Below are 13,780 nucleotides of genomic sequence, written 5' to 3'. Positions count from 1 at the left end.
TTACTCCAAATGATTTTTCTCAACAGCTGGGTTACATGAAACGTGAAAAAGATTACTTTATTGAACCCCATGTACATAATCCGGTTGAAAGACAGGTTGTATGGACACAAGAAGTTCTTTTTATTAAGTCAGGTAGGGTACGTGTTGACTTTTATAATGATGATAAAGTATATTTAGAAAGTAGAATAGTTAAAAAAGGTGATGTTATTTTATTGGCATCAGGAGGTCATGGATTTTGCATGCTAGAGACAAGTGAGATAATTGAAGTCAAACAAGGACCTTATTCGGGAGATAAAGATAAAACTAGATTTACTCCGGTAAGTAAAGAAAATATCAAATACAAATGATTCCAGTAAATACGCCACTACTTAAAGGGAATGAAAAAAAATATCTTAATGAGTGTATAGATTCTGGTTGGATATCTTCTGAAGGACCATTTGTTAAGCGGTTTGAAGATGACTTTTCAAAGTATATTGGTATGAGTCATGGTATTGCTGTAAGTAATGGTTCGGCCGCCTTGGACATAGCAGTGCGCGCCCTAAATTTAGAAGAAGGGTCCGAAGTTATAGTTCCTACTTTTACTATTATTTCTCCTATTCAATCTATATATAACGAAAAATTAGTTCCAGTATTAATTGATTCTGACCCAAACACTTGGAACATGCATGTAAACCAAATAGAGCCCAAAATAACCGCTAAAACCAAGGCTATATTAATAGTCCATATTTATGGATTACCTGTAGATGTTCAACCAATTTTAGACCTTGCAAAGAAATATAACTTAAAAATTATTGAAGATGCAGCTGAAATGCACGGTCAAACTTATAATGGAAAGAAGTGTGGTAGCTTTGGTGATATTAGTATTTTTAGTTTTTACCCCAATAAGCACATTACGACTGGTGAAGGAGGTATGGTTTTGACAAATAATAATGAATTAGCAGAACGTTGTAGGCAATTAAGAAACTTATGTTTTATAGCAGAGCGTCGGTTTGTTCATAGAGAGATTGGTTGGAATTATAGGATGACCAATATGCAAGCGGCTCTAGGTGTGGCTCAATTAGAACAAATTGATTATATAATTGAAAGGAAGCGACATATAGGCCATAGGTATCAAGATAACTTGAAGTATATTAAAGGTCTTCAATTACCTTTGGATTCTACGCTGTATTCTGAAAATATCTATTGGGTTTTTGGTATGGTTGCAGAAAGTGAGGATTTGTCTTTGACCATTCAAAAAAGATTAAATTCACATAAAATAGGAACTCGTCCATTTTTTTGGTGTATGCATGAGCAACCAGTTTTTAACTCAAAAGGTTTGTTTTTGGGAGAATCCTACCCAAATGCTGAAAGAATGGCAAGAAACGGTTTTTATATTCCTTCAGGTTTAGGATTAAGTGATTCAGAAATTGATGAAGTTTCAGAGCATTTATTAAAAGCGGCTGATAACAATGGATAGATTTAATCTTTATGCAGCATATTATAACCTTTTATACGAAGACAAAGATTATCAATCTGAAGTCAACTATATTCTCCAGCTGTTTGAACGTCATAGTCTTTCTCCCTTAAAAAATGTATTGGATTTAGGATGTGGAACGGGTATTCATGCTAATTTGTTATCCAAATTAGGTTGTAATGTGGATGGGGTAGATGCTTCGACAAGGATGATTGAACAGGCTGAAAATACTTTTGGAAATAATCAACTACTTAACTTTTATGTTGATGATATAATTGAATTTAACTCAAATAAGACTTATGATTTAGTGACATCATTATTTCATGTAATAAGTTATCAGAATACCAATATTGAATTATTAAAATCTTTTGAAACGGCTTATAATCATTTAGAAAATCAAGGCTTGTTTATTTTTGATTTTTGGTATGGCCCTGGCGTATTGACTGAACGTCCTGAAATGCGAATTAAGGAGTTAGAAAATAATAAGATTGTGGTAAAGCGAAAGGCTTTGCCAAGACTCTTTATAAATGAGAATGTTGTAGATGTGAATTATGAAATTGACATATTGGATAAATATTCAGGTTCATCAGAAAGTATAAAAGAAAAACACTCAATGCGCTATTTTTTTATTAAAGAATTAGCATTTTATTTGGAAAGTTCAGGCTTTAAAATGGCAGATTTTTTTGAATGGATGACTTTTGATAAACCTAATGACTCTTGCTGGAATGCAGTTGTCATAGCAAAAAAAATCTAGATGAAAGTAGCAGTTTGGCTCAATGAAGATATAGATAAACAAGTTGGAGGAGGTTTCTCCTACTCTGATAGATTGGTTGAACTTATTGATGAGAAAGAGTTCTCAAAAGATTTAGAATTAATTTTTTTGGCCAGAAAACCTTTAAAGGCGAAGTATAAAAAACCAGTTTTAATTCTAAACTCACGATCAGAATTAAAAATGCCATTTTTTCATAAAATACTTATTGGTTTTTTTAGTAAAATCAATATTTTCAATAATATTTCTGTCAGACTCAAAAATAAACATAAAAAAAAGGTTAATGCAGCCGAAATAAATGAATTACAGATTAACCATGTTCATGTTATATATTATTTGTTTCAAACTATGCAGAGTGTGCAAAACTTTCCTTTTATAACTACCAATTGGGATTTAGGTCATTTGAGTATGTATGCATTCCCGGAAGTGAGCAATGATGCAAGTTTTGCTAAAAGAGAAAAATGGTATCATACTACATTTAAAAAAGCATTAGCTATTTTTGTTGAATCTGAATCTGGAAAAAGAGAAGTAACAAATTACTTGAATGTTAATGAAGCCAGAATATTTGTAACACCCATTTTTCCTGGTAAAGTTATTCATCTTGATTTAAGTTTTGATATTCAGACCAAGATACTTTCTAAACTTGGTTTAAAATCTCAAAAATACTTTTTTTACCCTGCTCAATTTTGGGCACACAAAAACCATTATAATTTAATTCAAGGTTTTAAGCTTTTTTCTTCAATAGAAAAGGATGTGAAATTAGTTTTGACTGGGAGTGATAAAGGAAACTTAAACTATATTTTAAGTTTAATAGAAAAAGAGGAGCTAACGAACTCAGTTAAATATTTAGGATTTGTTGAACTAGATGATATGAATACTTTGTACAGAAATGCTTTAGCATTAGTTATGCCAACATGTTTAGGGCCTACTAATATGCCTTTGTTAGAAGCTAGAGCTTTAGATTGCCCAGTACTTTGTTCTGATATTGAAGGCCATAAAGAGCAAATGGGAGATGGGGCACTATACTTCAACCCATTATTATCTGATGACATTTATAGTGCTATGATTAAAATTACAGATGCGGATTATAGAAACGCGTTACTGGCAAGAGCTCATTTAGAGCTTTCTTCAAGTGTTTTTGAGGAAAAAAAATCAATGAATATATTAGATGAAAATTTATTAGAAATCAGTAATTATAGAAATTGTTGGAACTATATAGATGAAATAGAGTATTAACATGTTGATGAATGATTAAGAATGTTTTAAACAAATTATTGGCTCAATTTGGGCTGGAGTTAAGGCGGAGGTCTCTTAAGACTGGCAACGTTAATGTCAATAAATCATTTACCATGGCAGGTGGTTTACAGCGCTGTTTAGCGCGAGGTTTATCAGTTAAAACCGTAATAGATGTTGGAGCGTCTGATGGTAGGTGGTCTAAACTTTGTGCCCAAAGCTATCCTGATGCCCATTATTTACTAGTAGAAGCCCAACAGGAACACCAAAATAAGTTGGAAGTTTATTGTAAGAGTCGTCCACATGCAGTTTACACCATAGCTGCTGCAGGACCTGAAGATGGTACCGTGTATTTTGATAATGCCGATTTATTTGGTGGTTTAGCTTCTATAGACCCGTTAAATAATAACCATGAAGTCGCAGCTATATCACTTGATAATGAAGTTGTGCGTCGCGGATTGGAACCCCCTTATTTGTTAAAACTGGACACCCATGGTTTTGAAGTTCCAATATTGGAAGGAGCTACAGCTATATTGCAAGAAGCGTCGTTGGTTATTATAGAAACCTATAACTATCAGCTAACCTCTAATAGCTTGCGGTATTATGAGATGTGTCAGTATATGGAAACCTTGGGTTTTTATCCTATTGAAATGGTTGATTTTACCTTAAGAACTTATGACCACTCTTTTTGGCAAATGGACACATTTTTTGTTAAAAAGACTGATAAGGCTTTTACACATCATTCATACCAATAAAGTTTGTATAACAGTTATCCAAAAATATCACTTGTCACACCTGTATATAATCAGGTGGATTATATTGAAGCTACAATACAATCAGTTATTACGCAAGATTATCCCAATTTAGAGTATATCATTATTGATGGTGGTAGTACGGATGGCACATTGGAAATTATAAAAGCCTATGAAGAACACTTAAGCACTTACGTAAGTGAACCCGATGAAGGGATGTACGATGCTTTGAACAAAGGCTTTGAACACGCAACAGGAGATATTATGGGCTGGATAAATAGTGATGATATTTTGTTGCCAAAAGCCTTGTTGACCCTTTCAAAATTATTTACCGATTTACCCCAGGTAAATTGGTTGCAGGGCTTGAATACTGTAATTGATTTGAAGGGATATATTATAAGTACTCAATTTCCCAAGCGATTTAGTCTGATAACTTTACTAAATGGCGATTATAGATGGATACAACAAGAATCGACCTTTTGGCGTCGTAGTCTTTGGGAAGCTTCAGGTGCCAAAATAAATACTAATCTAAAATTAGCAGGCGATTTTGAACTGTGGTTTCGATTTTTTCAACATGCCAGATTGTATTATGTGGCTATTCCTTTAGGTGCTTTCAGGAAACGGCCAGGGCAGTTATCCGCATTGCACTATGACACTTATAATGAGGAAGTATTTGATATTGTGGTTTCGTATTCACAAAATCAAGCTGAAAAGTTGGCTTTAAAAAAAATACGTTGGATTAGTTTTTTTATTAGATTATTGAGTAAGTTGCGACTATTTAACCTCAATTATTTAGAGAGTAAGCGTTATAAACTGCTGAATATAGAAGGTTTAGATATTCGCTATTTGCATGATAAGCAGCAATATAGTTTGCGAGACAATAGATTATTACAAAAAGAAAGAACAGAGCAATGAAAATAGCATTGATAACAGGAATAACTGGTCAAGATGGTGCCTATCTGGCTGAATTTTTATTGGCTAAAGGTTATATAGTACACGGTGTAAAACGCCGCGCTTCATTATTGAATACAGACCGGATAGACCATTTGTACCAAGACCCACATGAGGATCATATTCGGTTTACATTACATTATGGTGATTTGAGTGACTCTATGAATTTAACACGAATTATTCAAGAAGTTCAACCCGATGAGATTTATAATTTGGGTGCCATGAGTCATGTAAAAGTGAGTTTTGATATGCCTGAATATACAGCTAATGTAGATGGATTGGGAACCTTACGTATTTTAGAAGCGGTTCGTTTATTAGGGCTCGTTGAAAAAACCAAAATTTATCAGGCTTCAACGTCTGAGTTATATGGTTTGGTGCAAGAAACCCCTCAAAGCGAAACCACGCCATTTTACCCACGTTCACCATATGGTGTTGCCAAGCTTTATGCCTATTGGATAACGGTAAATTACAGGGAGGCCTATAACATGTTTGCATGTAATGGTATCTTATTTAATCATGAATCGCCCTTACGAGGGGAAACCTTTGTGTCGCGTAAAATCACCCGTGCCGCCAGCAGGATAGCTTTAAAACAACAAGATGTTCTGTATTTAGGTAATTTGGATGCTAAACGTGATTGGGGTCATGCCAAGGATTATGTTGAAGCTATGTGGCTCATGCTACAACAAGACGAACCTCGTGATTATGTGATTGCGACAGGTGTTACGACTACCGTTCGTGAGTTTGTAATAAAGGCTTTTAAAGAGGTAGGTGTAAGTCTCATATTTAAAGGTGAAGGAGCAGAAGAAGTAGCTGTTGTTGATAATTGTGATCATCCAGATTATCAATTAAATACTGGTGATATTGTAGTAAGAGTTGATCCTAATTATTACCGACCTACAGAAGTTGATTTGTTGGTAGGTGATGCCAGTAAATGTCATAATCTTTTAAAATGGCAGCCAAAATATAATTTACAACAATTAATAACCGAAATGATGGCTTGTGACTTGGAACACTGTAAACGCCATTCCCATTTAAGTGCAGGTGGTTTTGATAGTGAGGACAAAAAATCGGCGTTTAAGTATGAATAAAACAGCTAAAATATATATTGCTGGACATACAGGTATGGTTGGGTCTGCGATTTTAAGACAGCTTCAGGCAGATGGCTTTAAAAATATCGTAGTTAGAAACTCAAAAGAATTAAACCTAATACATCAAGAAGCTGTTCGGGATTTTTTTGAAGTCGAAAAGCCTGACTATGTTTTTTTGGCAGCTGCAAAAGTAGGTGGGATTCAAGCTAACAATACTTTTAGGGCTGAATTTTTATATGATAATCTTATGATGGCTTCAAATGTTATTCATGCGAGTTATGAGTACAATGTTACAAAACTTTTGTTTTTGGGTTCATCATGTATTTATCCAAAGTTTGCCAATCAGCCCATTGAGGAATCCAGTATGCTTACAGGGGCTTTAGAACCTACCAACGAACCCTATGCCATTGCCAAAATAGCTGGCGTGAAGTTATGCGAAAACTATAGAAGACAGTACGGTTGTGATTTTATTTCGGTGATGCCCACAAACTTATATGGTCCCAATGATAATTTTGATTTAAAGACTTCACATGTGCTACCTGCATTATTGCGGAAGTTTCACGAAGCCAAAGAGGCTGATTCACCCACTGTAGAGGTTTGGGGTACTGGGACTCCTAAACGCGAGTTTTTGCATGTTGATGATTTGGCTTCGGCTTGTTGTTTTTTAATGGAACAGTATTCTGATGGCGCACCAATTAATGTAGGCACAGGAACTGATTTATCTATTAAGGAATTAGCTGAAATTATCAAGGAAATTGTTGGTTTCAAGGGTTCTATTGTATGGAATAGCAACAAACCAGATGGCACTCCCAGAAAATTATTGGACGTCAGTAAGATTCATGATCTGGGATGGCGACACCAAATTGAGCTTGTTTCGGGTATTGAATCGGTTTATAAAACAAGGTTTATACCTACTTAATACTTTTGTTTGGTTATGAATCTTATATTTGTTACAATCTTATAGTATTTATTTTCATACCAACAGTTGAAAAAACCGGTATTTTCCATAATAATCCCTACCTATAATTCTGAAGCTACTTTGGCAAGGGCGCTTGAAAGTATTTTAGAGCAGTCATTTGAAAATTATGAAATTTTAATAATGGATGGTCTATCAACCGATAGCACGTGTGCTATTGTTGAAGCTTTTAAAGTAAAAAATCCTTCTGTCAGCCTGGTTTCAGAACCCGATTCAGGGATTTATGATGCCATGAATAAGGGTATTGTTTTAGCAAAAGGGGAATGGTTGTACTTTTTAGGTAGTGATGATTATTTATTTGATAATCAAGTATTGGAATCTGTTCATAGCTTTATTGTTAATACTTCTTATGAAGTTGTTTATGGTCAAGTGCAGTCAGATGGTTTTAACGGTCTTTATGATGGGGAATTTGATTGTTTAAAACTGACACGTAAAAACATTTGTCACCAAGCCATATTTGTAAAGAAACATGTTTTTGATAAAATAGGCAATTTTGATACCAGTTATACGTCTGTTGCCGATTGGCACCATAATATTAGATGGTTTTATAACCGCAAGATACCACATCAATACATTGAAGTAACCATTGCAGAATATGCTGACGATGGCTATAGTACACATAATAGAGATGAGAAGTTTTTGGATTTAAAAAATGAAATATTGTTTAAGTATGGTATGTTTAGCATACCTGTAAATAATTTAATCCCTATTGTATCAAAGATTGTTAAGCAAAGTTATGCCAAAAAACGGATTGATAAGGTTCTATTTTATGGAATTGTATGGTGCTGTTTAAAATTAAAAAGCAAATTTTTATAATGTATATTGTTGAACTCGCATTAAGACTCCTTTAAAAGATGAAAAATAAACCTATACTCATTACAGGAATCCACAGGTCTGGATCTACTTGGATAGGTAAAATATTAAGTGTTTCTAAAGAGCTTCAGTACATTCATGAGCCGTTTAATAAAGCCAAATATAGAACGTCTCCCATTGACCATTGGTTTCAATATGTCAATTCAGAAACATCAAACATTGAACAAGAAAGTATAAAGAATTATTTGATGTCTTTTACAAACTTTAGTGGCTCACGTTTATTCAAAGCATTATGTAATGTAAAATTCAAATGGCAAATAAAACAGGCATTGCTTTATGAATTAAATTGTTTTTTATGTAGGCCTTTATTTAAAGACCCAATAGCTGTAATGTCAGCAGAATGGCTTTACAAGGAATTAGATACCCAAGTTTTAGTTTCTATTAGACATCCTGCGGCTTTTGTTGCCAGCATTAAAATTGCAAATTGGCATTTTGATTTTAATAATTTTCTAGAGCAACAGGCATTGATGGATGATCATTTGGATGAATTTAAAATTGAAATTGAGAAGGAGCTTTCCAAAAAAGATTTGATTACTACGGGTATTTTATTATGGAATTGTATTTATTCTTATGTTAATAAATTACAGAAAACCTACTACAATAATTCAGATTGGATTTTTATTAAACATGAAGATCTTTCTAAAGATCCCATTGCTAAATATCAAGAGATTTTCACTCAATTTGGTTTAAAATTCAACCAAGAAGTTAAAGATGAAATATTAAAAACAACAACATCGAAGAATAAAGGTGATTTTTCCAGAGATGCTAAAAAAAATATCTATACGTGGAAAGAGCGATTAACTGATAGTGAGATAGCATTAATAAAAAAAGAAACAAAAAAGATTTGGTTAAATTTTTATACAGACCAAGATTGGTAAACAAATTTAAAAACGTCATTTGAATTCTGCTAAACACATAAAGGTTTCCATAATTTTGCCCAATTATAACCATTGTGCTTACCTTCAGGAACGATTGGATAGTATTTTTAATCAGTCATATCAGAATTTTGAAGTAATTATTTTGGATGATTTCTCTTCAGATAAGAGTTTAAATGTTTTGGAACCGTATAGGAGTCACCCGAAAGTATCTCAATTTGTTGCAAACAATCGGAACTCTGGCTCTGTTTTTAAACAATGGATTACTGGTATAACATTGGCTAAAGGCAAATATATTTGGATAGCTGAAAGTGATGATTATGCTGATTTTAAGTTTTTGGAAGAAACCGTAGCTTTTCTAGAAAGCAACACCAAATACGGTATGGTTTTTTCTGATTCATTTAAGGTTAATGATGGTGGGCATATTACAGGCCAGGTATCTAAAAGTAAGCCACTATTGCAGGCATTGGGTCAGCAGAGTCGTGAGATAACAAGTGATAACTGTGCTGCTTATTTACTGGAGCATTTGGTTATTGTAAACGCGAGTAGTGTTTTGTTTAGAAAAGAATCCCTTTTTGAGTTGAATTTTGAAGTTTTAAGTCAGATGCACAATGCTGGTGACGTGTTTGTTTATTTAGGTTTGGCATTAAAAAGCCCAATTTATTATTTGCCTAAACCCCTAAACTATATGCGGTTGCATAATCAAAACGCAACTAAAATGAATAAAAGGACTGGATTGTTATACGTAGATCAAATAAAACTATTAGCGCATTATTTTAACTCTGTTTTTACGCCTCAAAACAAACCACATATTATCAATTTTATACTGGGTTTTTATTTTTTGAGTATTGATTATGGGTATTACCAACAATTAAAGGAATTACTAAAAAAAATTTATCAATCCGGATTATTTAATAAACGATTCAGTACAGTAAGTGAATTCATATCTTTTTTTTACAGAACTGTTTTATATAAAGGACGCCCTTATTTTATGAGAGCGCGACTAAAGCTATTATTAAAAAAAGCTATGTAACTCATAAGGTAGATTGGGTGTGAGTGTGGTATTAAACCAAATAATTAGTACGGTTACTTTATAAAATTATTTATATTGCAAGCAAAGCGAGTGTTATGTTAGAATCATTTAAGCAATTGGTCCCTTTGAGCCTTAAGAGGCGCTATTGGCGTTTTCTTAAAAATAGAGCACGTGCCCAAAAAAAGCGCATTCGGTTTGATGGAAAAACAGCCAAGGATACTTTTACCTATATCTATAATACAAATTATTGGAATGGTGAAGAGAGTATTTCGGGCGGAGGATCGGATTTGGTTCATACCAAAGTTGTTGTTGAAGAAATTGGAGCGCTTATAAAGCAAATGAACATCCATTCGGTTTTAGATATTCCCTGTGGTGACTTTGCTTGGATGCAGTATGCTAACCTACATGGAGCAAGTTATATAGGTGGTGATATTGTAGATGATTTGATTGTTACTAATACCAAAGCATTTAGTCATAATCCTGCGTTGCAATTTAAAGTGTTGGATTTAACTAGTGACCCACTTCCAAAATCAGATATTTTAATTAACAGAGATTGTCTGGTACACCTTTCAAATCATGATATTTTTAAGGCTTTGCAAAACATCAAAAACTCCGGATGCACGTATTTACTGACCACGACGTTTCCAGAGCATACGGTAAATACAGACATTAGTACTGGTCACTGGCGTGCCTTAAACCTTGAAAAACCGCCTTTTAACTTTTGCCAGCCACTACACCTTATAAGCGAGCAATACAATAACCCCAAGTATAGTGATAAATCCCTCGGGCTTTGGAGAGTAGATGATTTAAACCTTTTTGAATAGTAAACAATATTCATTAATTAATGTTTGGAACCTTAAGAACGCTATTAGCCATAAATGTAATATTGTTGCATATTTTTAATATTCCAACTTTAGGAAACTATTCTGTTTCTTTCTTTTTTATACTTTCAGGTTTTTTAATGACTTATATAATGCATAATACCTATGGATATAAAGTAAGTGGCTTTAAGGTTTTTTGGTTGAATAGGGCTTTAAGACTTTATCCGGTTTATATAGTAATTATGATTTTCACTATGATTACTTTGTATTTTTTTAATGATATTATTAGACATAAAGCAATTTTCTACCCAAACAATTTATTGGAATGGGTGTATAATATTACAATGTATTATCCTAAAATCATACCACATCAAGTAGAACCTAGGCTTGTCCCTCCCTCTTGGGCATTAACAAATGAACTGACGTTTTACTTATTAATTTCAATTGGAATTTCAAAATCCAAAAAAAGGACATTAATTTGGTTGTTTTTAAGTGTGTTATATTTTGTAGCGACTTATTTATTTTATGATATCCCAACATATAGATATAGTGCAATTCCAGCTTCTTCGTTACCGTTTGCATTAGGTGCCAGTCTTTATTGGTATAAAGATAGATTAAAGTTTAAGGCTTATATCTATTACCCAATAATTCTTTATTTAATATTTATATTAAATGGGCTTTACAGTAACGAATTGAATTTAATTGTAAATGATATCTCCATATATCTTAATATGTTTTTATCATTGTTGATAATATATTTACTTTTTAATTTAAAGCCAAAAAACAAAAAAAAGTTCAACTACGATTCGTATTTAGGTCAGTACAGCTATCCGTTATACTTATCACATTTTTTTGTTGCAATTTTATATTCTGGAATTATAGGCATTGGAGTTTTTGATAATAGTTTTAAGATCAATTTTATTGGATTACCTTTATATTTTATTTTACTGTTCGTATTCAATTTTATAATAGTTCATTTAGTTGATTCTAGGGTAAATAAAATTAAAGAGAAAATAAAAAAAACACTGACTTGATTTTCTTTATTCACATACCCAAAACGGCAGGAACTACATTTTATGAAGTGGTTAAAAAGAACCATGCTAGTTTTTTAAAACCAAAGTTGAATAATTTATCAGAACTTGATTTAAACATGTTGCCCCATCAATCAGCCATTAGGCTACCAGGTGGGTATTATTCAGCACCACAAACTTTAAATATGATGCTGGATAGTTCAAGTTTAGATAAGCCTGCTTTTATTGGAGGGCATGTAGGGTATGGGTTTCATCATGCTTATGATACAACGGTTCGTTACATTTCATTTGTTAGAGAACCTAAAGAACGTTTGATTTCTGATTATAATGAACATTGTAAACCAGGTAGATTCTTTTACGATCAGCTTCGTGAGAAACAGTTTGATATTAATTATTATTTAGAATTGGTTTTGAATGACCATCTTGATAATATTATGACACGACAAATTGCTGGACCTTATGATTTTTATTTACATGAACGCACAGAAGTATCAAATAAACTGTATCAAAGAGCTTTAGGAAATATGCCTAATATTACGTTTTTTAGTCAAGAAAACTTTGATAAAGCTTTAATGTATATGTTTAAAGAATTCAAATGGAGTCAATTAGGTTATGAACGAAAAAATGTTGCTAAACCCTATGGTACAGTTACAAAAAACTTAAATGAGAGTTTGTTAGAAGAGGTTATTCAATACGATTTAAAGTTGTTTAATGAAATAACAGTGGTCAATAATTCAAAACTTTCCAAAATAGAGAAGGTATTATTTAAATTAAAAACTTGGTAGCTAGAACCATACGATTGCTTCACCCTTTTTCGGCACAGGCCATTGGCTTGAAGCCCACTGATTTATATTATTACCATAGTAAACCGCATGAAAACGCTCTGCGAAGCATTGGTGACAGTACTGGTTATCATATACGAATAGATTATTTTACTGGAAGGTTTTTGCCTTATACCAAGACAATTGCCAACATTAAAAAATGTTTTTGGCCTATAACATATCCTATACTACGTCAACGTCATGGTTGGCGTAAACAACATTCTCAAATTCATTATCTAGCCACTAGCATGCAGCCTCCTGATTTGACTATAATTAATATGTCTGGTCATGGAAGTCCCTATGTATTTAAGCTAGCTAAACTGTTGGTAAGGCAATCTAAACCTTATATTGCTATGATTGGTGGTATGAATTTAGATTATCATAGCAACACAGTCCTGTATTACAAGAATGCGCAATGTATCATTGTGCATACACAGTTACAGAAACAGGCATTACAAAAAACAGATGTTTTTAGAAATTTAAATATTTACGTTTTGCCATTGGGTGTGGATACCAACTTGTTTAAACCATTACGTTTTAATTCAAATACTAATCAGCTTTTGTACGTTGGCAGAATATCGCGTTTAAAGCAACTAGAAAAAAGCATTGAATCTTTACATCATATTGTTAATGTTAAAGGTGAATCGGCAACACTGAACATAATTGGTCCCATAAGTGACCCAGCGTATTTAGGAGAACTAAAGACATTAATACATAGCTTTAAACTGGAGAAGTTTGTTACTTTTTTGGGTTCTTTAAGTCAAACAGATTTAATTCCTTATTATCAGCGTGCAACTATATTATTATTACCAAGTAAACATGAGTCTTTTGGGATGGTCATGGTTGAGGCAATGGCTTGTGGTACTCCTGTTGTAGCTTTAAAGGGTTCTGGTGGTCCCGATGAAATTGTTGTTGATGGTGTAACTGGTAAATTATGTGTCCCAGCTAGCTTTAATGATACCGTTTATAATCTTTTAAACTCGCCAGAGACCGTAGCAACATTAGCCAAAAATAGTGTTATGTTAGTTCAGGAAAAGTGGAGTTTGACCTATACTACCCAATGCTTAAAAGAAATAATAGCCAGTGCTTTTAATTAATTTTTAA

The 13,780-nt window shown here is 33.1% G+C and carries 15 protein-coding genes; all 15 read left to right on the top strand.

Annotated elements, in window-relative coordinates:
- Nucleotides 1-35: 35 nt before the first annotated feature.
- The 15 genes from HGK31_RS07570 (at nucleotide 36) to HGK31_RS07500 (ending at nucleotide 13,773) form a co-directional block, all read left to right on the top strand.
- Nucleotides 36-347 (top strand): cupin domain-containing protein, encoded by a 312-nt coding sequence (locus tag HGK31_RS07570; RefSeq protein ID WP_223115319.1) that lies wholly within the window; start codon nucleotides 36-38, stop codon nucleotides 345-347.
- Nucleotides 344-1,456: a DegT/DnrJ/EryC1/StrS family aminotransferase gene (locus HGK31_RS07565; protein ID WP_191859196.1), complete on the top strand. Its 1,113-nt coding sequence runs from the start codon at nucleotides 344-346 to the stop codon at nucleotides 1,454-1,456. The genes HGK31_RS07570 and HGK31_RS07565 overlap by 4 nt, the downstream gene beginning before the upstream one ends.
- A complete protein-coding gene (locus HGK31_RS07560; protein WP_191859195.1) occupies nucleotides 1,449-2,207 on the top strand; it encodes a class I SAM-dependent DNA methyltransferase in 759 nt (252 codons plus the stop codon). Before HGK31_RS07565 ends, HGK31_RS07560 begins: the two co-directional genes overlap by 8 nt.
- Nucleotides 2,208-3,458 carry a glycosyltransferase family 4 protein gene (locus HGK31_RS07555; RefSeq protein WP_191859194.1) on the top strand — a complete coding sequence of 417 codons (1,251 nt, stop codon included), beginning with the start codon at nucleotides 2,208-2,210 and terminating at the stop codon, nucleotides 3,456-3,458.
- Nucleotides 3,459-3,469: 11 nt separating this feature from the next.
- On the top strand, nucleotides 3,470-4,210 hold the full coding sequence (locus tag HGK31_RS07550; RefSeq protein WP_191859193.1) for an FkbM family methyltransferase: 741 nt from the start codon (nucleotides 3,470-3,472) through the stop codon (nucleotides 4,208-4,210).
- 3 nt (nucleotides 4,211-4,213) lie between these two features.
- Entirely contained in the window at nucleotides 4,214-5,122 is a 909-nt protein-coding gene (locus tag HGK31_RS07545; RefSeq protein ID WP_191859192.1) for a glycosyltransferase family 2 protein, read from the top strand.
- Entirely contained in the window at nucleotides 5,119-6,246 is a 1,128-nt protein-coding gene (gene gmd / locus HGK31_RS07540; protein WP_191859191.1) for a GDP-mannose 4,6-dehydratase, read from the top strand. The genes HGK31_RS07545 and gmd overlap by 4 nt, the downstream gene beginning before the upstream one ends.
- A complete protein-coding gene (gene fcl, locus HGK31_RS07535; RefSeq protein WP_191859190.1) occupies nucleotides 6,239-7,165 on the top strand; it encodes a GDP-L-fucose synthase in 927 nt (308 codons plus the stop codon). Before gmd ends, fcl begins: the two co-directional genes overlap by 8 nt.
- Nucleotides 7,166-7,231: 66 nt before the next feature.
- Complete coding sequence (locus HGK31_RS07530; RefSeq protein ID WP_191859189.1) at nucleotides 7,232-8,038, top strand: glycosyltransferase family 2 protein; 807 nt, start codon at nucleotides 7,232-7,234, stop codon at nucleotides 8,036-8,038.
- A 38-nt stretch (nucleotides 8,039-8,076) separates the two neighbouring features.
- Nucleotides 8,077-8,973 carry a sulfotransferase gene (locus HGK31_RS07525; protein ID WP_191859188.1) on the top strand — a complete coding sequence of 299 codons (897 nt, stop codon included), beginning with the start codon at nucleotides 8,077-8,079 and terminating at the stop codon, nucleotides 8,971-8,973.
- Between the two features lie 55 nt (nucleotides 8,974-9,028).
- Entirely contained in the window at nucleotides 9,029-10,003 is a 975-nt protein-coding gene (locus HGK31_RS07520) for a glycosyltransferase family 2 protein (protein ID WP_223115318.1), read from the top strand.
- A 95-nt stretch (nucleotides 10,004-10,098) separates the two neighbouring features.
- Nucleotides 10,099-10,827, top strand: coding sequence for a class I SAM-dependent methyltransferase (locus tag HGK31_RS07515; protein ID WP_191859187.1), 729 nt, complete (start codon nucleotides 10,099-10,101; stop codon nucleotides 10,825-10,827).
- Nucleotides 10,828-10,847: 20 nt separating this feature from the next.
- On the top strand, nucleotides 10,848-11,858 hold the full coding sequence (locus HGK31_RS07510; RefSeq protein WP_191859186.1) for an acyltransferase family protein: 1,011 nt from the start codon (nucleotides 10,848-10,850) through the stop codon (nucleotides 11,856-11,858).
- Complete coding sequence (locus HGK31_RS07505; RefSeq protein ID WP_191859185.1) at nucleotides 11,855-12,640, top strand: sulfotransferase family 2 domain-containing protein; 786 nt, start codon at nucleotides 11,855-11,857, stop codon at nucleotides 12,638-12,640. The genes HGK31_RS07510 and HGK31_RS07505 overlap by 4 nt, the downstream gene beginning before the upstream one ends.
- Nucleotides 12,634-13,773 (top strand): glycosyltransferase family 4 protein, encoded by a 1,140-nt coding sequence (locus tag HGK31_RS07500; RefSeq protein ID WP_191859184.1) that lies wholly within the window; start codon nucleotides 12,634-12,636, stop codon nucleotides 13,771-13,773. Before HGK31_RS07505 ends, HGK31_RS07500 begins: the two co-directional genes overlap by 7 nt.
- Nucleotides 13,774-13,780: the final 7 nt, after the last annotated feature.

Source organism: Hanstruepera ponticola, from assembly GCF_012931685.1.
Taxonomy (GTDB): domain Bacteria; phylum Bacteroidota; class Bacteroidia; order Flavobacteriales; family Flavobacteriaceae; genus Hanstruepera; species Hanstruepera ponticola.
This window is presented reverse-complemented; position numbering and strand designations above follow the sequence as displayed.